The sequence below is a fragment of the Streptomyces sp. NPDC057543 genome, from assembly GCF_042801895.1.
GTDB lineage: Bacteria > Actinomycetota > Actinomycetes > Streptomycetales > Streptomycetaceae > Streptomyces.
Window position 1 is genome coordinate 1 of record NZ_JBHVFF010000153.1, and the last position, 20,454, is coordinate 20,454.

General features: G+C 70.8%; 22 protein-coding genes. 5 read left to right on the plus strand and 17 right to left on the minus strand.

Annotation, left to right across the window (positions count from 1 at the left end):
- Positions 1–43 precede the first annotated feature (43 nt).
- The 8 genes from def to ACFU8Q_RS24070 all read right to left on the minus strand — a co-directional run bounded on the left by def (position 44) and on the right by ACFU8Q_RS24070 (position 7,556).
- Positions 44–682: a peptide deformylase gene (def, locus tag ACFU8Q_RS24035; RefSeq protein ID WP_384457291.1), complete on the minus strand. Its 639-nt coding sequence runs from the start codon at positions 680–682 to the stop codon at positions 44–46.
- Between the two features lie 105 nt (positions 683–787).
- A complete protein-coding gene (locus ACFU8Q_RS24040) occupies positions 788–1,780 on the minus strand; it encodes a tetratricopeptide repeat protein (RefSeq protein WP_384457331.1) in 993 nt (330 codons plus the stop codon).
- Between the two features lie 91 nt (positions 1,781–1,871).
- Positions 1,872–3,176: an HD-GYP domain-containing protein gene (locus tag ACFU8Q_RS24045; protein WP_384457293.1), complete on the minus strand. Its 1,305-nt coding sequence runs from the start codon at positions 3,174–3,176 to the stop codon at positions 1,872–1,874.
- Positions 3,173–4,591: an HD-GYP domain-containing protein gene (locus tag ACFU8Q_RS24050; RefSeq protein ID WP_384457295.1), complete on the minus strand. Its 1,419-nt coding sequence runs from the start codon at positions 4,589–4,591 to the stop codon at positions 3,173–3,175. Before ACFU8Q_RS24050 ends, ACFU8Q_RS24045 begins: the two co-directional genes overlap by 4 nt.
- Before the next feature lie 156 nt (positions 4,592–4,747).
- Positions 4,748–5,068 (minus strand): mycothiol system anti-sigma-R factor, encoded by a 321-nt coding sequence (gene rsrA, locus ACFU8Q_RS24055; protein WP_384457297.1) that lies wholly within the window; start codon positions 5,066–5,068, stop codon positions 4,748–4,750.
- Complete coding sequence (locus ACFU8Q_RS24060; protein ID WP_189273941.1) at positions 5,065–5,721, minus strand: sigma-70 family RNA polymerase sigma factor; 657 nt, start codon at positions 5,719–5,721, stop codon at positions 5,065–5,067. Before ACFU8Q_RS24060 ends, rsrA begins: the two co-directional genes overlap by 4 nt.
- Before the next feature lie 286 nt (positions 5,722–6,007).
- Entirely contained in the window at positions 6,008–6,724 is a 717-nt protein-coding gene (locus ACFU8Q_RS24065) for an alpha/beta family hydrolase (RefSeq protein WP_384457299.1), read from the minus strand.
- Positions 6,725–6,740: 16 nt separating this feature from the next.
- The gene (locus tag ACFU8Q_RS24070) at positions 6,741–7,556 is read right to left on the minus strand and encodes an SOS response-associated peptidase (protein WP_384457301.1); all 816 of its coding nucleotides are present in this window, start codon (positions 7,554–7,556) and stop codon (positions 6,741–6,743) included.
- A 65-nt stretch (positions 7,557–7,621) separates the two neighbouring features.
- Between ACFU8Q_RS24070 and ACFU8Q_RS24075 the strand changes: the two genes are divergently transcribed.
- The 4 genes from ACFU8Q_RS24075 to ACFU8Q_RS24090 all read left to right on the plus strand — a co-directional run bounded on the left by ACFU8Q_RS24075 (position 7,622) and on the right by ACFU8Q_RS24090 (position 11,213).
- Positions 7,622–8,335, plus strand: coding sequence for a M50 family metallopeptidase (locus tag ACFU8Q_RS24075; RefSeq protein WP_384457303.1), 714 nt, complete (start codon positions 7,622–7,624; stop codon positions 8,333–8,335).
- Positions 8,336–8,438: 103 nt separating this feature from the next.
- Positions 8,439–9,779, plus strand: a complete 1,341-nt coding sequence (aroA, locus tag ACFU8Q_RS24080; RefSeq protein WP_384457305.1) for a 3-phosphoshikimate 1-carboxyvinyltransferase — start codon at positions 8,439–8,441, stop codon at positions 9,777–9,779.
- A gap of 3 nt (positions 9,780–9,782) precedes the next feature.
- Positions 9,783–10,799, plus strand: coding sequence for a ribosome small subunit-dependent GTPase A (gene rsgA / locus ACFU8Q_RS24085; protein ID WP_384457307.1), 1,017 nt, complete (start codon positions 9,783–9,785; stop codon positions 10,797–10,799).
- 90 nt (positions 10,800–10,889) lie between these two features.
- Positions 10,890–11,213, plus strand: coding sequence for a DMT family transporter (locus ACFU8Q_RS24090; protein ID WP_384457309.1), 324 nt, complete (start codon positions 10,890–10,892; stop codon positions 11,211–11,213).
- 32 nt (positions 11,214–11,245) lie between these two features.
- Here the strand turns inward: ACFU8Q_RS24090 and ACFU8Q_RS24095 are convergent, their stop codons facing one another.
- The gene (locus ACFU8Q_RS24095; RefSeq protein WP_384457311.1) at positions 11,246–11,878 is read right to left on the minus strand and encodes a TetR/AcrR family transcriptional regulator; all 633 of its coding nucleotides are present in this window, start codon (positions 11,876–11,878) and stop codon (positions 11,246–11,248) included.
- Positions 11,879–11,998: 120 nt separating this feature from the next.
- Between ACFU8Q_RS24095 and hisN the strand changes: the two genes are divergently transcribed.
- The gene (gene hisN / locus ACFU8Q_RS24100) at positions 11,999–12,799 is read left to right on the plus strand and encodes a histidinol-phosphatase (protein WP_384457313.1); all 801 of its coding nucleotides are present in this window, start codon (positions 11,999–12,001) and stop codon (positions 12,797–12,799) included.
- Between the two features lie 65 nt (positions 12,800–12,864).
- Here hisN and ACFU8Q_RS24105 read toward each other — a convergent pair whose 3' ends face one another.
- The 8 genes from ACFU8Q_RS24105 to ACFU8Q_RS24140 all read right to left on the minus strand — a co-directional run.
- A complete protein-coding gene (locus ACFU8Q_RS24105) occupies positions 12,865–14,073 on the minus strand; it encodes a tyrosine-type recombinase/integrase (protein ID WP_384457315.1) in 1,209 nt (402 codons plus the stop codon).
- 78 nt (positions 14,074–14,151) lie between these two features.
- Positions 14,152–14,397, minus strand: coding sequence for a helix-turn-helix transcriptional regulator (locus ACFU8Q_RS24110; protein ID WP_384457317.1), 246 nt, complete (start codon positions 14,395–14,397; stop codon positions 14,152–14,154).
- Positions 14,398–14,874: 477 nt separating this feature from the next.
- Positions 14,875–16,350 carry an ATP-binding protein gene (locus ACFU8Q_RS24115; protein WP_384457319.1) on the minus strand — a complete coding sequence of 492 codons (1,476 nt, stop codon included), beginning with the start codon at positions 16,348–16,350 and terminating at the stop codon, positions 14,875–14,877.
- Between the two features lie 2 nt (positions 16,351–16,352).
- Entirely contained in the window at positions 16,353–17,228 is an 876-nt protein-coding gene (locus ACFU8Q_RS24120) for a DNA primase (RefSeq protein ID WP_384457321.1), read from the minus strand.
- Positions 17,229–17,307: 79 nt separating this feature from the next.
- The gene (locus ACFU8Q_RS24125; RefSeq protein WP_384457323.1) at positions 17,308–17,496 is read right to left on the minus strand and encodes a hypothetical protein; all 189 of its coding nucleotides are present in this window, start codon (positions 17,494–17,496) and stop codon (positions 17,308–17,310) included.
- Positions 17,497–17,513: 17 nt separating this feature from the next.
- Positions 17,514–17,687, minus strand: coding sequence for a hypothetical protein (locus ACFU8Q_RS24130; protein WP_384457325.1), 174 nt, complete (start codon positions 17,685–17,687; stop codon positions 17,514–17,516).
- Positions 17,688–17,701: 14 nt separating this feature from the next.
- The gene (locus tag ACFU8Q_RS24135; protein ID WP_384457327.1) at positions 17,702–18,172 is read right to left on the minus strand and encodes a hypothetical protein; all 471 of its coding nucleotides are present in this window, start codon (positions 18,170–18,172) and stop codon (positions 17,702–17,704) included.
- Between the two features lie 211 nt (positions 18,173–18,383).
- The coding region (locus ACFU8Q_RS24140) for a hypothetical protein (RefSeq protein WP_384457329.1) at positions 18,384–20,454 on the minus strand (2,071 nt) is incomplete at its 5' end.

The window sequence follows — 20,454 nt, forward strand, 5'->3', positions numbered from 1 at the left end:
TCGCGAGGGAGACCGGGCCCGCCCGGCGGCAGCGGCCGGATGCTCAGTCGTTCGGCACGATCTCGTAGCGCGGCGTGTTCTCCGCCATCTGCCGCAGCGCGTCCTTGCGGTCGCGCTTCGAGAGCCGGTCGATGTACAGGTATCCGTACAGGTGGTCCGTCTCGTGCTGGAGACAGCGGGCGAAGTAGCCGTTGCCCCGGATCCTGACCGGGTTGCCCTTGGCGTCCTGGCCGCGGACCACGGCGTAGTCCGGGCGGGCCAGCGAGGCATACGCCGTCGGGACGGAGAGGCAGCCCTCGTTGGAGTCGTCCAGGACCCGGTCCTCGGGCGCCAGCTCCTCCAGCACCGGGTTGCAGACGGCGCCCACGTGCCGCACGCCGTCGTCGTCCGGGCAGTCGTAGACGAAGACCTTCAGGTCGACGCCGATCTGGTTGGCGGCCAGGCCCACGCCCTCCGCCGTCCGCTGGCTCGCGAACATGTCGTCGATCAGCCTGCCCAGCTCGTCGTCGAACTCGGTGACGTCCCGGCACTCCTTGTGCAGCACCGGGTTGCCCACGACCGTGATCGGACGGGAGGTGCCGCGCTCGCGAAAGGCCGCCTCGCGCGCCTCACAGTCCTCCGTGTCCACGACGAAACCCTCGTCGTCGACCCTGATCTGCTCGTCCGTCTCCTGCTGCGCCATGTCCGCCGTACGCCTTCCTCAAAACCTGAAACCCGGGCATCCGAAGGTCCGGGGCCCGGGCACCCGTGCACCGCGATCGGTGCCCGTACAGCCTACGGGCACCGGTCAGCAGACTTCTTCGAGATCCCGCCACTCACGGCTGTCCGGGCTGTCCGCGACCCAGCCGTCCAGCAATCCGCGCACCAGCCCGGCCGGTGCCGCTATCCCGCACTCGCGCTCGGGCACCCACAGCTCACCGGCGGTGCGATGACCCAGCGGGCCCGGATGCCCCGGCTCGCTGTGGTCGTGCGGATCGAGGTGCTCGCCGTAGCCCTCGTCGCTCTCCATCCGGCTCTCCGAGCAGGACCGGCAGAGCAGCCGCACGGAGGACGACCAGTCCTCGGCGGCGAACCCGGCGTCGGACGCCAGCTGTTCCAGCGCGTCCCGGTCCGCCTCGGTGGCCGCTTCGAGCAGCACCACCCAGGTGGGTACGGGGGACGGCGCCCACAGCTCGATCTCGTCGAAGACCGGGTACGAGGGCCCGGCCGCGGTGACCCGCTCACCGTGCGGCACCCCGTCGTGCAGGACGACCTCGCCCCAGCGGCGGCCGGACGACGGCAGCGGGATGGAGAGCACCTCCATCCTGGCCGGATCGAGCCTGCGCCCCCAGACCACCTCGGCCTCGCCCTCCGGCGACAGCCGTACCGCGGCGCTGCCCAGCTCCATACCGACGGGCTCGCTGTTGGCCGCCGAGGTGTGCTGGCCGGTGCCCGGCACCTTCAGGCCGTACGCCTGCCACGCGCGGCGCGCCAGTGGCCAGTCCTGCAGTGCGGTGGCGGCGATCCCGACGTTCCACCAGTCGGGAGCGCCGGATTCCTTGTCGAGCAGCGCGACGGCCCTGAGGCCCGCGGCTCTCGCCTGTTCCCAGTCATGCCGGAATTTGTGCAGCAGCGCAAGGTTGAACCATGACTCGGAGAGCCAGGGCTCCAGGTCCGCCGCACGTGTCAGCAGCGCGCCCGCGTCCTCGTACCGGCCGTCGCCGATCAGCGTGAACGCGCGGTCCGTGGCCTGCCGCCAAGAGGCGGAGGGCCGATGCCGTACCTTCCCGAAGATCCTCACGATTCCCGCCTGTCCCGACTGGACACCCACGTTTTCCGCTCTTCTTCGCATCCAACCATGCCGGGCCGGACGCCCGCTCATTACCCATGGGTTACCCGGGCGGGACGGGGGTCGGACCGCCCCGGGCCAGGACTCGGGCCAGTGATTCCACGACTTCTGGCTGGTAGTCGTGACCGGTCCCGAGCCTGAGTTGTTCCAGCGCACCCAGCGGCCCGATGAGACTTTCCCCGCAGAGGTCGTCGTATGCGTTGACGGCCCTGACGATCCTGGCGGACAGCGGCTGCTCACGGTAGGGGTCGGCCTGCCGCTCCACCACGACCGCGACCTCGGCGTCCACCCCGGTCTGTCGCACCACGGCCCCGCCGAGCAGCGCGATCCGGCGTTGCTCGGCGGTGGGCAGGGGGGCCGTCGCCCCGTCCGGGACCGGGTCGACGAGGGAGAGCTGGCCGATGTCGTGCATCAGGGCCGCGTACTCCAGCACGGTCAGCTCGCTCCCGGAGAGTCCCAGTTCACGGCCGACGGCGGTGCAGAGCGTCGCGACCCTGCGGGCGTGTCCGGGCGGGGTGTACCCGGCGATCTCGGTGCACCGGGCGAGCGAGGCGATCGTCTGCCGGTAGGTGGTGCGCACGGCGACGAACCGGCGGAACGAGACCTGGGCCAGCAGCAGCGGTACGCACAGCACGGGCAGTGCCCACAGACCGGCGACGGCGACCCCGAGAGCCATCACGACCCCGGTCGCACAGACCGCCGAACCGATGCCGATGAGCGCGCGCAGCTCGTCGCGGAGCAGCGGCCCGTACGGGACGGGGGTACCTCCCATGCTCTTGAAGCCAGGGGGGACGGTGCGCGAGCGCAGCAGCAGGGCGGCGAGCACGGCGTCGCACAGGGCGGTCAGGGCGAGGAGCAGGAGCATGAAGAGCACGTAGTACGGGCCTTCGCCGAACCGGTCCGGAACGCGGCCGGAGTTGTGCAGCGGCTGGAAGCACACGGCGGCGAAGGCGACCGTCAGGATGCGGCGGGCCACCCGGTCGGGCGCGGGTCCGCTGCCGCGCGCCACCTGGGGGACACAGGCGATGAGCTGCGCCGCGGCGAGGACGGCGATCACCTGGAGGACGCCGTGGGTGGTGGGCGCGCCGCCGCTGCGGCCGAGGAGGGCGTACGCGAGTGCTCCGGCGGCCCCGAGGGGTGCGGGCTCGCGCTCGCCGGGCAGCGCGCCCCAGCGGGCCAGTTCGCCGACGGTGATCAGCACCCCGAAGGCGAGGGCGTGGCCGGGGTCGTGGACGCCGTCCCAGAGGGTGTGGCCGAGCCCGGCGGCGACCAGCACGGCGGCGACGCCATGAACGGCGAGGACGGCGGGGGGCAGCGTAGTCCGCCGGCCGCGGGCGGCCCGGGTCATCGGGGACGGTCCGCGGACGGCCGCGGGGCCGGGGCGACCTCGCCCGGGCCGTCGGCGGGGGCCGCGGGGCCGGGCGCCCCCTCCCGCCGGGGCCGCGAAATCGCCTCGTCCGCCGTGACCGCGGTCGTCGCCGCCGACCAGCCGTGCCGGTCCAGCGCCCGCACCAGCGCCCGCACCATCCGCGGATCGAACTGCGTGCCCGCGCACCGCTTCAGCTCCTCCAGCGCCACGGGCACCGGCCGCCCCCGCCGGTACGACCGGGTCGACGTCATCGCGTCGAAGGCGTCCGCCACCGCGACGACCCGGGCGTACTCGGGGATCTCCCGCCCGCTGAGGCCGTACGGGTAGCCGCTGCCGTCGAGCCGTTCGTGGTGGTGCAGGATCGCGGCCCGTGCCTCGCCGAGGAAGCCGATGCCGCGGACGATCTCGTGCCCGTACTCCGGATGCAGTTCGATCACCCGCCGTTCCTCCGGGGTGAGCGGCCCGTCCTTGCGGAGCACCCGGGTCGGGACGCCGAGCTTGCCGACGTCGTGCAGGATCCCGGCGAACCGGAGGACCTCCAGGCGGCCCTGGTCCATGCCCAGTTCGCGGGCGATGAGGACGGAGGCCCGACCGACCCGTTCGCTGTGCCCGCGGGTGTACGTGTCCTTGATGTCGACGGCCTGCACCAGGGCCCTGATGGTGGCGCGGTGGGCGGCGTGCTCGCGGTGGTACTGGGCGAAGACCCAGCAGGAGATGTACATCGGCAGCAGGACGATGAGCGCGGACAGCGGACCGTACGGGCCGCGCCACAGGACGGCCATCATCAGCCCGGCGAGTCCGTGCACCAGATGCGGTCCCAGGGAGCGGGCCGGCAGTCCACTCCAGGCGCGCCGGACGGGCAGCCGTTCCGCCGCGACCAGGATCGAGCCGTCCAGCGCGGTCAGGACGAGGCTGAACACCAGGGCGGCGGTGCAGGCGGGCAGCAGCGCGTACGGGAGGTCGGGGAGCCGGTCGGAGCGACTGCCCGCGGCGCCCAGCGTGGCGGGCCCGCCGAGCAGGCCGTGGACGGACGAGGCCGCCCAGACGGTGACGGCGAGCTGCGCGGCCCGCCAGACACGCCGTGCGGTGGCGGGCGGGGTCTCCACCCGGCCCGCCAGCGAGCCGGGTATCGCGACCAGGGCGGCCGCGGCGGGCGGCAGCAGAAAGCCGGCGGCCAGCAGCAGCGGGAAGAACGATCCGGCACGGATCGGCACGGAACTGCCGAAGAAGGGGCAACGCCCGAGGAGTTCGCAGACCAGATAGAGGCCGGCGAGCAGTCCGACGGTGACCCACGGGGTACCGGCACCGGGGCGCAGCGCGGGAAGCACGCAGAACAGGGCACCGACCGCGGCCGCCAGGATGTACGCGCGCGCCGCCCCGCGTGTGGCTCTCACCCGCCCCGCCCGCCTCCCGCACGTGCTCAATGAAGGCGTCACGCTAGCGAGTTGTGCGTCCGGCCGACGGCCAACGAGCCCGATTAGCACGTTCGGGTGATGTGGCGGAGACGCGGTTGATACGGGGGCGCCGCTACGCGTGGCGCCCGCCGGGCATCACTCCTTGGCGGCGGTCGGCTGACCGGGGTCCGACGCCGTCACGTCCTGCTCGGGCACCGCCTGCCCCGAGCGGATCAGGTCGATCCGGCCCATCACCTTGGAACGCAGATCGCTCGGCACGTCGTCCTGGCCGCAGCAGCGCTTCACCAGCTTCTTCACGGCCTGTTCCAGACCGTACTTCTCCAGGCACGGGGAGCACTCCTCGAAGTGCACCTCGAACTTGGTGCAGTCGCTGTCGGGCATCTCGTGGTCGAGAAACTCATACAGATGATCGAGGACCTCTGAGCAGTCCGTCTCGTGCGGCTCTCCGCAGCTCATGAGCCCGAGCCTTTCCGATCGTCCGACTCTCCGGCACCGGCCGGGACGAGCCCGCGCTCACGGGCGTAGTCCTCCAGCATGCCGCGCAGTTGGCGGCGGCCCCGGTGCAGTCGGGACATCACCGTACCGATGGGAGTCCCCATGATGTCCGCGATCTCCTTATAGGCAAAGCCCTCTACATCGGCGAGATACACGGCGATGCGGAACTCTTCGGGGATCGCCTGTAGAGCGGACTTCACATCCGAGTCGGGCAGGTGGTCGAGCGCCTGCGACTCGGCGGAGCGCAGACCCGTCGACATGTGCGACTCGGCGCGCGCCAGCTGCCAGTCCTCGATCTCCTCGGCGGCGCTGCGCTGGGGTTCGCGCTGCTTCTTGCGGTACGAGTTGATGAAGGTGTTGGTGAGGATGCGGTACATCCACGCCTTGAGGTTCGTGCCCTCACGGAACTGGTGGAAGGAGCCGTACGCCTTGGCATAGGTCTCCTGGACCAGGTCCTCGGCGTCCGCGGGGTTGCGCGTCATACGCAAGGCGGCCGAGTACATCTGGTCGAGGAAACCGAGAGCGTCCCGCTCGAAGCGCGCGTTGCGCTCGGCGGTCGTCTCCTGCGCGCGGCCGTCGTCGGTCCCTGTGTCGGTCCCAGTGACCGGACCCACCTCCTCCAACGCTGTGGCGGAGCCGAAACCGGACCCGCTCGAATCGGAGAATAGTCGACCTTGCTTCGAGGCGGGCTGTCGATCCGATCCGCTCAGTGCCCGCTCCGGGGTGGTCTTGGCCGCATGCAGGACCGTCCACTCCAGGTCAGCGGCGTTCGAGCGACGCGGGCAGATGGTCGAACCCATGCGACGGACTCCCTCTCCACATACGACGTTGATGTACCGATGACACCCACAACAGTGGCCCCTGGCTCAACATTCCCGGGGGGGGTGGGTCAGGGGTAGGTCACGCGAGGGCGGACAGCCATCCGGCCACGGACGTGGTCAGGATCTCCATGGCCTGATCCTCGGTCAGGCCGGACTTCTTCGGTACGGCGAACCCGTGGTCGGCGTAGGGAACCTCGGTGAGCTCGTACTCCCCCGGAGGGAATTCGGCGGGCCGCCCGAACGGGTCGTTGCCGCCCTGGACCACGAGCGTGGGTACGCCGGACCCGAGGAGCTCGTCCTTGCGGGACTTCTCCGGCTTTCCCGGTGGGTGCAGCGGGAAGCTGAGCGCGAGGACGGCGTGGGCGCCGAGCTCCGCCGCCGTCCGGCAGGCCACCCGCGCCCCGGCGCTGCGCCCTCCCGCGACGACGGGCGGCCCCGCGGCGGTCAGGGCGGGCCACAGGCCCCGCCACCCGGCGTCCAGGGTCTTCGGGGCGGGCGCGACCTTCTTGCCGGCGACCCGCCACGGCTGCTCCACCAGGGCGACGGTCACCCCGTGGGCGGGCAGCGCGGCGGCCAGGGCCCGAAGGTCACGGGTCTCGACGCCGCCGCCCGCGCCGTGGCTGACCGCGAGCACCAGCCGGGCACTCGTGTTCTTGGCGGACGTGGCGATCTTGGCCGACGTGGCGCTGTTCGCCGTCTTCGCGGGCAGCCAGGTGATCCTGGCCGGCCCGGCCTCGGTGTCGACCGTCTCGGTCTCACGCTCACGGCCTGTCTCTGCGGTACTCACGCACCCCATCCTTCCCGGTGAGCGATCAGAAGAGCGTGCTCGCCTCCGGCGCGGCCAGCTCCTCCAGCAGTTCGGGGCCGTTGTTGCGGACGTTGCTGACGGCCGTGGCGACCGGGTAGGCCCGCATCAGCCCGCCCGGCGGCGGTGCGAGCAGCCCCTTCAGCTCCTCGACGTCGGTGCGGGCCGGGTCGAGCCAGGCGTCCCACCGGTCCGGGGTCAGCATCAGCGGCATCCGGGGGTGGATGTCGGCGAGCGCGGCCGGGCCCTCGGCGGGGGCGACGGCGAGCGGGGTGGTCTCCGCCTCGGTCGTGATCACCGAGCAGGTCACCCACCAGGCCATCGGGTGGTCGTCCGGCAGGGTCCGGTCGCGCCAGAACTCGTACAGCCCGGCCATCGCGAAGACCGATCCGTCGGCGGGTGTCACGAAGTACGGCTGCTTGCGCGGACGCTTCTTCTTCCCCTTCTCCTCCAGCTGCCGCTCATCCGCGCCGGTGACCCACTCGTAGTAGCCGTCGGCGGGCAGGATGCAGCGCCGGGAGACGAAGGGGCGGCGGAAGGACGGCTTCTCGTGGACGGTCTCCGCACGGGCGTTGATCATGCGTGCGGCGCCCTCGGGGGACTTCGCCCAGGACGGCACGAGCCCCCATTTCAGGGCACGCAACTGGCGAACCGGACGCTGATCGTCTGCGTCTTTCAATGGACGTTCCAGTACGGCGTAGACCTCCTTGGTCGGCGCCACGTTCCAATCGGGAGCCAGGGTCTCGGCCGGTTCCCACTTCTCGACCCGGAAGAGTCCGGTCAGGTCCTCGGGCCGCCGACTCGCTGCATACCGTCCGCACATGAGTGCCAGACTGCCACGACCGTCACGCCGGCAGGACGCCGATACCGCAAGGAGCCTCCCCCACCATGGACAGCACCGACCTGGGCAATCTGTGGGACCGCGTCTTCGGCACCCAGCCCCTCCCCGAGCAGTGGCTGGTGGTGGTGACCGGCACGCTCGCGCTGATCGCCGTCGTGCCGAATTTCATATGGCGGCTGACCCGCAACACGATCACCATCGCGCACGAGGGCGGCCACGGGCTGATCGCGCTGTGCACCGGGCGGCAGCTGTCCGGCATCCGGCTGCACTCGGACACCAGCGGGCTGACCGTCAGCCGCGGCAAGCCGACCGGCATCGGGATGATCCTGACCGCGGCGGCGGGCTACACCGCCCCGCCGCTGCTGGGCCTGGGCGGGGCGTTGCTGCTGGTCAACGGCAGGATCACGCTGTTCCTGTGGCTGGCCACCGCGCTGCTCGCGGTGATGCTGGTGATGATCCGCAATGTGTACGGGGCGCTGGCGGTGATCTTCACCGGATCGGCCTTCCTGCTGGTGTCCTGGCTGGCCTCGCCGGCCGTGCAGTCGCTGTTCGCGTACACCGTGGTGTGGTTCCTGCTGCTCGGCGGCGTACGCCCGGCCTTCGAACTCCAGTCGAAGCGGCGGCACGGCGGTGCGCCGGACTCGGACGCGGACCAGCTGTCGCGGCTGACGGACGTACCGGCCGCGCTCTGGCTGTTCCTCTTCCACGCGGTGTCGCTCTGCTCTCTGATCGGCGGCGGGCGCTGGCTGCTGGGCATGTGAGGGCCGCAGTGGGCCGGCGGCACCTACCACGTCGGCGTTACATACCGGTTTCGTCTTGTTTGATCGAGATTCGGGTTTGCGATGAACCACTAAAGTGAGGTCCATGACCGAAAGTGCCGTGCACCCCGCCCTCTGGCCCGCCCCATATGCGAGTGGAGCCGTCGACGCGACCGTCACCGTGCCCGGATCGAAATCGGTCACCAATCGCGCGCTCGTCCTCGCCGCTCTCGCCGCCGAGCCCGGCTGGCTGCGCCGCCCGCTGCGCTCCCGCGACACCCTGCTGATGGCCGAGGCGCTCCGCGCCATGGGCGTCGGCATCGAGGAGACGGTGTCGTCCAGCTCCTCCGTCGCGGGCGGCCCGGAGGGCGCCGGCGAGGCCTGGCGGATCATCCCGGCCGGGCTGCACGGCCCCACCACGATCGACGTCGGCAACGCCGGGACGGTCATGCGCTTCCTGCCGCCGGTCGCGGCCCTCGCCGACGGCCCGGTCCGCTTCGACGGCGACCCCCGTTCGTACGAGCGCCCGCTGAACGGCGTGATCGACGCGCTGCGGGTGCTCGGCGCCCGGATCGACGACGACGGACGCGGCTCGCTCCCGATGACCGTGCACGGCGGCGGTGCGCTGGACGGCGGAGCGGTGGCGATCGACGCCTCCTCGTCCTCCCAGTTCGTCTCGGCGCTGCTCCTGTCGGCGCCGCGCTACAACCAGGGCGTGGAGGTGCGCCACACCGGTGCCAGGCTCCCCTCCATGCCGCACATCCGGATGACCGTCGACATGCTGCGGGCCGTCGGCGCCCAGGTCGACGAGCCGGAGACGGGCGGCGAGCCGAACGTCTGGCGGGTCTCCCACTCCGCCCTGCTCGGCCGTGATCTGACCGTCGAGCCCGATCTCTCCAACGCCCAGCCGTTCCTCGCGGCCGCGCTGGTCACCGGCGGCCGGGTCACCATCCCCGACTGGCCCGAGCGCACCACCCAGCCGGGCGACGCGCTGCGGGAGATCTTCACCGCGATGGGCGGCAGCTGCGAGCTGACCGAGCACGGGCTCACCTTCACCGGTTCGGGCCGGATCCACGGCATCGACGTCGACCTCGGCGAGGTCGGCGAGCTCACCCCGGGCATCGCGGCGGTCGCGGCCCTCGCCGACGGCCCGTCCACTCTGAGCGGCGTCGCCCACCTGCGGCTGCACGAGACGGACCGGCTCGCCGCGCTCACCAAGGAGATCAACGAGCTCGGCGGCGACGTCACCGAGACCGCCGACGGGCTGCACATCCGCCCGCGACCGCTGCACGGCGGTACCTTCCATACGTACGACGACCACCGGATGGCCACCGCGGGGTCGATCATCGGCCTTGCCGTCCCCGGAGTGGAGATCGAGAACGTGGCGACAACTGCCAAGACCCTGCCGGACTTCCCGCAGATGTGGACCGGAATGCTCGGGGCCTGAGCGATGCGCCGCTACGGCAAGAACCCCGACGAGGACGACATCCGGACCCGCCCCAACCCGAAGGGCAACCGCCCTCGTACGCACACCCGTCCGAAGCACGAGGACGCCGAGGAAGGCATGGTCCTCACCGTCGACCGCGGCCGCCTCACCTGCCTCGTCGACGGTCGTACGGTCATGGCGATGAAGGCCCGCGAGCTGGGCCGGAAGGCCGCCGTGGTGGGTGACACCGTCTCCCTCGTCGGCGATCTGTCCGGCGCCAAGGACACCCTCGCCCGCATCGTCCGTATCGGTGAGCGCCGCTCGGTGCTGCGCCGGACCGCGGACGACGACGATCCGTTCGAGCGGGTGGTCGTCGCCAACGCCGACCAGCTGGCGATCGTCACCGCGCTGGCCGATCCGGAACCCCGCCCGCGGATGATCGACCGCTGTCTGGTCGCCGCGTACGACGGCGGACTCTCCCCGCTCCTCGTGCTCACCAAGTCCGACCTCGCCTCCCCGGACAAGCTGCTGGAGGCGTACACCCCCCTCGGCGTCCCGTTCATCGTCACCAGCCGCGAGGAACTGGAGAACGGCGACGCGGCGGAGCGGGTCCGCGAGCAGCTGAACGACCGGGTCACCGCCTTCGTCGGGCACTCCGGCGTCGGAAAGACGACGCTGGTCAACGCGCTCGTGCCGAAGGACCGGCGACGTACGACAGGGGTCGTCAACGCGGTCACCGGCCGCGGCCGGCACACCACCACATCGGCGCTGGCGCTCCCCCTGCCCGACTACCGCGGCTGGGTGATCGACACCCCGGGTGTGCGCTCCTTCGGACTCAACCACATCGACCCGTCCCGGGTGATCCACGCGTTCCCGGACCTGGAGCCCGGCACCGAGGAGTGCCCGCGCGGCTGCACCCACGACGGCAATGAACCGGAATGCGCCCTGGACGCCTGGGTGGCGGACGGCCACGCCGATCCGGCCCGGCTGGACTCGCTGCGGCGGCTGTTCTCCACCCGGGAGCGACGCGAAGGCGACTGACCCGGGCACGTTTGCCGTCCGCCGCCACCGGTAAGTGCATAATCACACCCAGCGAGGCAAGGCGGTCACCGACGTGGGAGGGCACTGACGATGGCGTGGCTGCTGGTCGTGGTCGCGGGGCTGTTGGAGACCGGCTTCGCCGTCTGCCTGAAGCTCTCGCACGGGTTCACCCGGCTCTGGCCGACCATCGCGTTCTGCGTCTTCGCCCTCGGCAGCTTCGGCCTGCTGACGCTGTCGCTGAAGAAGCTCGACGTGGGACCCGCCTACGCCGTGTGGACCGGCATCGGCGCCGCGGGGACCGCGATCTACGGCATGGTCTTCCTCGACGACGTGGTCTCCACCCTCAAGCTGATCTCGATCTCCCTGGTGATCATCGGTGTGATCGGGCTGCAGCTCTCGGGCTCGTCCCACTGACCTCGTACTCAGGCCCTGGGCCCGACCGGCGTTCACCCGGCGGGCAGCCGCTCCACCAGTTCACGCACCAGCGGCGCCGGGTCCCTCTCCGGTCCCGTCCCGGCCTCCGCCTCCGGGAGGGCCGGCACCAGCGCGTAGCTGAGTGCCAGCCGGAGCGCGATCTCGCAGGTCGCGGCCAGGGCCTCGATGTCGGGCGGGGGCCGTCCCTCGTCGAGGGCGGCCACCGCGCGTCTGCGGGCCTCGCCGAGCAGTTCGGCGGGCGTCGGCATCCCGGAGTCGGTGTGCCGCCGGGCGGGCACCCGTGAGGCGGTCACCGTGGCCGGGCGTACGGGGCGGGGTAATCGGTCGCCCCAGCAGCCCGTGAGCAATCCCCTGACGAGGGTGTTCGTGCGGACGGCGCGGACGGTCCAGGCGGCGGTGGCGGCCAGCCTGTCCCCCGTACCGCCTGCCGAGCCCAGCGCCCGTTCGACACCGGTCAGATAGCCGTCGGCCGCGCTCCGGACGAGGGCGCGGGCCAGGCCGTCCTTGCTGCCGAACTCGTTGTAGAGGGTCTGCCGGGAGACCCCGGCGGCGGCCGCGACATCGACCATGCGCACCGCCGACCAGGGCAGGGTGGCCAGCGCCGTGAGGGCGGCGTCCAGCAATGCGTCTCGCGCCGTGGGCATCGTCGCCTCCCGCGCCAAGGGCTCCGTATCCCAGAGTTGACGCGCTCCCGCGGACTGTCAATGGCCCGCGCGGCCCGAGGCCCGGTAGCTCTGTTCACCTGCGGTGGATACTGTGACGGCATGCCCGATTACCACGATGATCTGCGCCTCGCCCATGTGCTGGCGGACGCCGCCGACGCGGCGACGATGGACCGGTTCAAGGCTCTGGACCTCAAGGTCGAGACCAAGCCGGACATGACGCCGGTGAGCGAGGCCGACAAGGCCGCCGAGGAACTGATCCGCGGTCACCTCCATCGGGCCCGCCCGCGCGACGCGATCCTGGGCGAGGAGTTCGGGATCGAGGGCACCGGTCCGCGGCGCTGGGTCGTCGACCCGATCGACGGCACCAAGAACTACGTGCGCGGCGTACCGGTCTGGGCGACGCTGATCTCGCTCATGGAGGCCGGTGAGGAAGGATTCCAACCGGTGGTCGGCGTGGTGTCGGCGCCCGCACTGAACCGACGTTGGTGGGCGGCGAAGGGCGCGGGCGCGTTCTCCGGCCGCAGCCTGACCTCCGCGACCCGGCTGCAGGTGTCGAAGGTGGAGCGGATCGCGGACGCCTCGTTCGCGTACGCGTCACTGAGCGGCTGGGAGGAGCAGGGCCGGCTCGACGGGTTCCTGGATCTGACCAGGGCCTGCTGGCGCACTCGCGGGTACGGGGATTTCTGGCCGTACATGATGGTCGCCGAGGGATCGGTCGACATCTGCGCGGAGCCGGAGCTCTCGCTCTGGGACATGGCCGCCAACGCGATCATCGTCCAGGAGGCGGGCGGGGAGTTCACCAGCCTGGACGGGGTGTCCGGCCCCGGCGGCGGTAACGCGGCGGCCTCGAACGGGCTGCTCCACCATGAACTGCTGGGCTATCTGAACCAGCGCTACTGACGCAGCTTGCTGCTTGACCTGCGCACTTTCCCTTGCCTCACGCCCCCTGGGCCGTCGTGGGGCCGTCATCGCTCTTCGGGGCCATCCTCGAACGCGCGGTTGACGGCCTCCCGCGTGCGCTTCTCGCTGCTCGGCATCAAGTGCGTGTACGTCCGCAGTGTGAAGCCGGGATCGTGGTGTCCCAGGTACTCCGACAGGGCCTTGATGCTCTCCCCCGCGTCCAGCAGCACGGACGCGTAGAAGTGCCTCAGCGCGTGCATGCCGTTCTCCCGCCCGCGCGGCACCCCAGCCGTGTCGAGAGCTGGACGCCAGGCAACCTTGTTGAAGACCACGCGGTTCACCGCGCGTCCCTCGATGTTGCGGAAGAGCACGGATGCGGTGGCCGGAGAGCCGTCGACCGACCGCCATGGCAGAGACACACTCGTCGGAGGCTGCTGCGCGATGTGATGCTCCAGCGACCGCGCGACGCTCTCAGGCAACGGGACGGTGCGCGTCTTGCCGCCCTTGGGCAGCGCGAACACCTGCCGTCCGGCAATGAGCTTGACCTGTCGGACAACGTGAACCACGCCTGCGGCGAAGTCGACGTCGTCAACCGCGAGGCCCAGCACTTCGCCCTGTCGCATGCCGCACCCGCCGGCCAGATCCACCACGGCCCGGTAGCGCTCTGGCAGTGCTGAGCGCACCGCGAGTACGCGTTCAGGCTGCCACGGCACGATCCGGCGAGGTTCCGGCTTGGGCGCCTTCACAGACGACGAACGGCACGGGTTGTGCGGGATCAGACGGTCATCGACAGCAGCCGACAACATCGCGTTGAAGTTCGCGAAGATGACGCGCTGATAGGAGGGAGCCAGTCCCCCGTCCTGGAGCTCCCGCAGCCACTCACGGACGTGGATCGGCCGCAGCGAGTCGAGCGAACGGGTACCCAGATGCGGTAGGACGTGCAGTCGAATGCGCACCTCGGTGCTCACGAAGGTGCCAGGATCCATGGTGAGCGAGGCCAGCCACCGTTCGGCGTGCTGCCGCACGGTGACCCGGCCGGCGCGCGGATCGATGTACTGCCCACGCGTCATGTCGGCCTCGATCCCGGACAGCCACTTCTCGGCGAGGCGCTTCTGTCCGTCGGGGAAGCTCTTCGATTTCTCGGTTCCGTCGGGGCCGACGTACCGAGCGCGGTAGCGCATGCCTGTGCCGTGGCGGTCGCTCTTCACCCGGACGGTCTTGCCGTCAGTGTCGGTCTCGGTCTTGAACCAGCGGTCTTGGATGTGGCCTGCCATCTGAGGCGGTACCCCTTTTTCAGCGTGAACCGGGGGCGACCGGACAGCGGTCGCCCCTGGTGGTGTGTTGAGGTTGCGTCAGGCCGCTACGCGGTCGACGTTCTTGCGCTGCGTGACATAGGCCCTTACTTCGGCGGGGTCGTAGCGCACGTGCTTACCGATGCGAAAGCCGGGAGGGCCGGTGCGCTTCTTGCGCCACTGGTAGACGGTCTCGAGCGGCACCCCGAACATCTCGGCGATGTCATCGGGGGTGAGGTAGCGGTCGGGCAGGCCGCTGCGGAGGGTGGCACGGGGGTCGGGTTGAGCGGGACGGGTTCGGCTCATGAGGTCCTCGGAAGTTGAGTCACACTGCTGTTGGCTTCGGGGGCTTCTCGGGAGTTCGCGCCTGTCCGAGGTCCGGGATTCTGCGTCACCGCGTCATCTGCGTCATTCGTGTTCCTGACCTGCAGTTTTGAGTGACGCAGAGGATTTGGGGTGCGTCACCCGGTGACGATGGCTTTCGTCATCGGGTGACGCGGGTGACGCGGGGTGACGCAGCCACGGCCGTCCTGCGTCACCGCTGTAGCGGCAGGTCAGGGGCCGTTTCCCGTCCATGGGTGACGCAGGTGACGCAGCGTCTCTTCTCTTCGGACAAGAGAAGGGAGGTGTCTGTTGTTGTGCGCCTCAAGGGCGTGAAGAAGGAGCCGCTTCGCGGCGCGGCCATCGGGCGGCGGCGTTGCCGCCGAACAGCAAGAGGAGCACCCCGCCCGTGGTGCGGCGTGGTGCTCCTCTTGCTTGTCCGGGCGGGCCGCAGTTCGCCTGTCAGAGCATCGGCTCTTGCTGATGTGGCGGCGGGGTCGGCCGTCGGGTCATCTCGATGTAGCGGCCCTCTTTGGTGCGGCCCCAGTCGATCAGGACGCCCCGGGCGGCGAGGGTCGGCTGAAGGCGCTTGAGGCGGTCGGAGAGGACTTTGCCCGTGGTGGGCCAGCCCTTGGGCAGGGGACGGAAATCGTCCCCGGTGTACAGGCCGGTGAGGCAGTGCAGCCACTCGGAGGACGTCATCCGCGTCTCCGCGCCGGCCGTGAGCCCGGCGGCGTGCTTGAGCACGGTCTGCGCGAGGAGGTCGCCTTCGATGACGTCGTCGTTGAGGTCGTCCAGGCTGGCCCGGTAGGCGTTGAGAGCTCCGAGGCCGGTCGCCGCGTCGAGCTGCGCGCACAGGTGCGCGAAGTCGGCCATACGCAGATCGGTGGGAATGTCGGCCTCGGCCGCCCGGACCTTGACGGTCAGATCCAGGAGGGACCCGAGGATCACAGGCAGCGCCTCTTCGAACTCCGCCCACAGCTCAGCCTCGGTCCGCCGCACGCGGGGGCGCTCCAGGCGCAGCGGGAGGAGGCGTTCGGCGAGGTCGGGTCGGATGACACCGACGTCGATGCCGGTCAACAGCAGGGGGCGGCGGTAGCGGGCGCGGACGACGTCGCCGTCGGTGTACAGGGCGCGTTTGATGGTCTCGGCCCCGGTGACGATGCAGCACATGAGGTCGGACAAATCCGGAGCCAGGTGGGACAGGTTGTCCAGGGCGGTGACCCACCCGGCCGCCACGGCCGCGATCAGGTTCTCCTCATCCTTCGGAGCGCGCCGCAGGTCGCCGCTCATGCCCTCGATGATCCGCACGAGCATCCGCCCGCCGGTGGACTTGCCCGCCCCCTGGGGGCCGGTGAGGAAGGGGGCAGGGACGGGCACGGACGGCCCGAGACAGCCGATGAGCCACGCGATGGCCAGGCACTCGGTCTCCGCGGTGGCAAAGTTGCACAGCCTCAGCAGCAGATCGATGCCCTTGCCCTCGGTGTCCTTGGCCGGCAGGGGAAGTTCCCCCGTGAGCTGGGTCCGCCGCCAGCACACCTCCTGCGGGTCGGGGGTGCGAATCTCCCAGCCGGTGGGGTGGATACGGACGGACTGCCCGTCGCTGCGCCCCAGGTCGAGCCACGTCGCACCGTCGAACCCGGGCGCGACGCGGATGTGGACGGGCTGCACTTCCTGGCTCATCGCGAGTGCTTCGATCAAGTCCAGCGCCTCCTTGAGGGCGGTTCCGTTGAACACGCCGTGGTCATCGTTGAAGAGGCCGACCATGAGTTCCTGCCGGTGGCTGCCCGAGGTGCCCTGTGAGCGGATCGGACGGGCCACGGGGTGCCCGTTCTTCTGCGCGAACACGGTCCCGTCGGCGGTGCGGAAGTACCGGAAGTGCTGTTGCGCGTAGTCGGCGATAACCTCGCGGGCCGGGGTCTTCTCGTCGTCGGACATGGCTACAGTCCCAACCTGGTGCGGGCGTTGGTCCAGGCGTCGGCGCAGTGCCGGGGCGATTCGCCCTTGGACTGAGCGGCGGCGAACAGCCGCGCGACGTGGGAGTCGGTCAGGCAGCCGCACCGGCCATGAGCGGACAGCACAGCGAGGAAGGTCCGATAGACGGTCGCGTGAACTGCGCTGCGGGCCTCGGTGATGCGCTGCTCGGCCATGTCGATGCCACGGTCCAGGTAGGCGGGCGTGCGGTGGCGGCACTCCCCGCCCCCGACCGGCGCGGGCACGGTGACGACGTGGGGTGCAGGCCGGACCGTGGAGGGATCCTTCACGGCCAGCGCGCGGACGGCTTCGGGCAGATCGGTGATGGTGCCGGTTCCGGGGCCGAGCCACCGGGCGTAGGCCATAAGCGACTTGATGTCGACGCCGGGCCGCACAGCGTTCGCGGACTGCATCGTGCCCTGGTAGATCCAGTGCTCGCCCCGTGTCGTGGGCACGGTGCGGGTGGCGGGGAGCGTCTGGCGGGCCCACATGACGGCCTCGGTGTTGTCGAGGTCGACGACGGTCAGCCCGGCCCCGCCGGGATGGTAGGCCACGGCCTGAGCCTGCTCCCAGACCGGCGCCCACGGACGGCTGCTCAGAATGGCGGGGTCGGTGGTGGCGGCGGCCCATGCGTGGCAGACGCGGGGGCAGTGGCAGGGGCCGGGCGTCTTCATGTTCGGCCGGCCGCCGCAAGCGTTGTCTCGGCAGGCCGGGCAGTTCCCGAACGGGACCTTTCCCGCCCGCAGGGGCAGCACAGGCACTGCGCGCGCGGCCAGCTCCAGCGCGGTCCGCAGGTGTGGCCGTAAGGCGCGCTCTCGCCGGATGTCGGTGGGTTGGGTCATGCTGGGTGCCTCCAGTTCTCTGGATTGGTGGAGAGGGCGGCCCCGGACTTTGGCGAGGCGAGGGCCGCCCTCGGCGTAGCTACTTCCGGGTGCCGTGGCGGGTGTGGTCGTGGGCGAGCGTCGCCAGTCGGCTGGCCTCGTCCGGGCTGACGGCGCGGTAGCGGATCCGAAGGGTGCAGCCGGGCACCGGGCAGCGCAGGGTCCGCTTCCCCGTGAGGCGGGCGCTGGCGTCGGACGCCTGGCCCGCGTACGGCTTTCGATCGGACATGGGTTCCTGCTCTCGGGTCAGTTGTGGAAGCGGTTGGATTCGGGGTGTTGGTCGCACCAGTCCTCGGCGCAGACCTTGTGGACCGGTTCGCGGTCGTGGCTGCGCATGGGTGTGGGCCTGCCGCAGAGCACGCATGGCAGGTTTCGGGTGGCGTCGAAGTGGCGGGCGTCCCGCCAGTCCAGGAGCGGCACGATCAGCCCCGGGGTTAGTGGTGGTTGATGGTGCCGTTGGCCTTGCCGAACATCCCGGACGCGGTGATGTTCTGCGTGATGTGCGTCGTTCCCCGGCCGGTGCCGGCCGCGCCGCGGCCGAGCCGGAGTAGGAGGGGGACGCCTACGGCTGCGGCGGCGATGAGGGCGACGGCAGCCCAGAGGGCTTGGCTCATGGCGATCAGTCCCGGGGCTGCGTAGGAGAGTCCGATACCGGCGGCGGCGACGCCCCCACCGACCGTCGGCGTCAGGAGCGCGGTGGTCTTGGCCCATGCGGGGATCGGCTGCGCGACCGGAACCGGCGGCGCCGGCGGGGCCTGCTGCGCGGTGTAGGCCAGGGTGCGGACGCCACCGGGGAGGGTGACCATCTGGACTCCTGGGGGGATCTCGTGGGGCAGCATCGGACCGTGTCCGGTGGGCTGCTGGGGGGTCAGGGTGGTGATCTCGTACGCGGTCTCCGGGTACACAAGGGGCTCCCTTCAACGCGGCGGGCGGCACCCGTGGTGGTAGTGCCGCCCGTTCGCGTTGTGACGGTGCGTGGTCGTAGTGGTTAGTGGCTACTGGTTACTGGCAAGCGGAAAAGGCCCTGTTGAAGCCTCTGGTTGCCAGCAGGAGGGCGTTCTACTGGCTAGTGGCAAGTTGCCAGTAACCAGTAGCCAGTAGCGCTCTGTGAGGCGTTCAGGCGTGGTCGGGGTGGACGTAGACGGAGTGCGGCCCGTTGTCCCGGTAGACCAACTCGCCCCGCTCGGCCGCCGCCTTGAGCGCGGCCCGCACGGCCTGGCGGCTGCGGCGAACGAGATCGGCGACGGCGGACGGCTTCATGCCCACCGGCCCCGCTGCCTTGATCGCGGCGACCGCGTCGGCCACCCACGCGGGGCCGCCCTCATCGTCACCTTCGCGGAGCGCGGACAGGTTCAACCCGGGCGCCGCGGCCGGGGGCTCCGACACATCCCCGGGCTCGGGGGCGGTCGCGAACTGAGCGTCGATCTGCTTCATGAACGCGCGCACGGCCGCATCCTCATCCACCGCAGGCGCCGACTGCTCGCTGCGGAGCGCGGACAGGTTCAGCCCCTCCCTTGCCGCGGACTGGCCGGACTGCCCGGTGTCGGCGGCCGGGGTGTTGGCGGTGTCCCGCATCCAAGTGGTGCGCTGCGGGTCCCACCGGTTCGCGTAGCCGTCTCCGGCAGCCTTGCGGGAGATGTCGTCCAGGGTCGGGTGCATGTCGGAGGTGGCGAGGACGATGTCGCGGATCTGGTTGGGCAGGATCCGCCAGTTCTTGAACAGCGCCGCCACAGACTCCGGTGTCCCCATGAACCCGGCCCCCTTGTAGGGCGCCTGGTCCGGGCGCAGCCCACGGGAGCCAGGGAAGACCTTGCTCAGGTCCATCCCTTCGACTTCCCCACCAGTGAGGCAGACCCGGGCCTTGGCCTCGCGGCGGATCATCAGATTGCCCAGCACCGACCCGGTGGCACCCAGCGCGGTCAGGACGGTGCGCACGCCCATGGCGCGCAGCATCCGGATCACCTCAAGGATCTTCTTCGCGAGTTCCTTCAAGCGCCGATCGGTGCTGGTCAGGATCTCCGCACCCTCATCGACGACCAACATGATCTGCGGAATCTTCGCGCTGATGGGCAACTGGTCGGTGTTCCGCTCGGCCATCAGGTCCTGATAGGCGACCTTGCGGCGCAGACCGACCGCCAGAGCCGCATCGAGCATCAGCACAGCCTCCTCATACGTCGAGGCAAGCCAGTCGATACCCGGCCGGACCCCGTCCACGGGAGCCCCGTTGGCGTCGAGGGCGGGGCGGACCCACGGGAGGCCGGCCGATCCGGCGTTCAGGTCGATCACCCAGGTGAGGACGTCGGTGGTGCGGGCGAACCCGGCCAGGATGACGTGCACCATGTTCGTCTTGCCAGACCCGGTCGGCCCGACGACCAGCGCGCACTGCTCGCGCAGGAACACGCAGATCTCTTCGGCGTTGGTGCGGTACCCCCACGGGATGCCCGTGTAGATCGACAGCGGCGTGTAGTCGGACGGGTAGGTGCGTTCCTCGACCAGGACATTGACCGTGGTCACGTCGATGAGCACTCGGCCCTGGTGGACGCCTTGCGAGGCGACCGCGGTGCAGCCGTGCGGCAGCCGGGCGTCGGCGGACAGGGCGGCGGAGTGCTGCGCTATCCGGTCGTAGGTGGTGCCGCCCGGGGGGAGTTCGGCATCGATCGTAAAGCCGGTGCCGGTCGGCCAGATCTCCACCGCGAGGATCCGCAGCGTGATGTTGCAGACCCGCTGTACCCGGTCCACCCACTCCGCAGCGATCGCCCGGCGTTCGGCGGACAGTTCGCGGGCGACCTGGCGCTCATTGGCAGCGATAGCCTCCAGCTCCCTGGCCTCCTCGTAGAGCAGGGTGGAGCGGGCGGTGGCACCGATGCCGACGCCGATCGTGGCGAGGGATCCGAGGGCGGCCCAGGAGAGGGGCCCGGTGGTCATGGCCCATGTCGTCCACCCAGCGCCGACCAGCCACGATGCGGAGCGCATCGCGATGGTGCGGGCGGACAGTCGTTCGCGCAGGCTGCTGATGGTGTGGCCGATGGCGCCTGCGGCGCCGACCGCGAGGGCCCAGCCCGGGGGCATGCCGGTGGCGGCTCCGGTGGTGGCGACGGCGAGGCATCCGGTGGTGGCGGACAAGGCGCCGGTCACGGGTCCGTGACCGGCAGCCCAGTCCCACACCGGCCCGCTGGTGGCCTGTGTG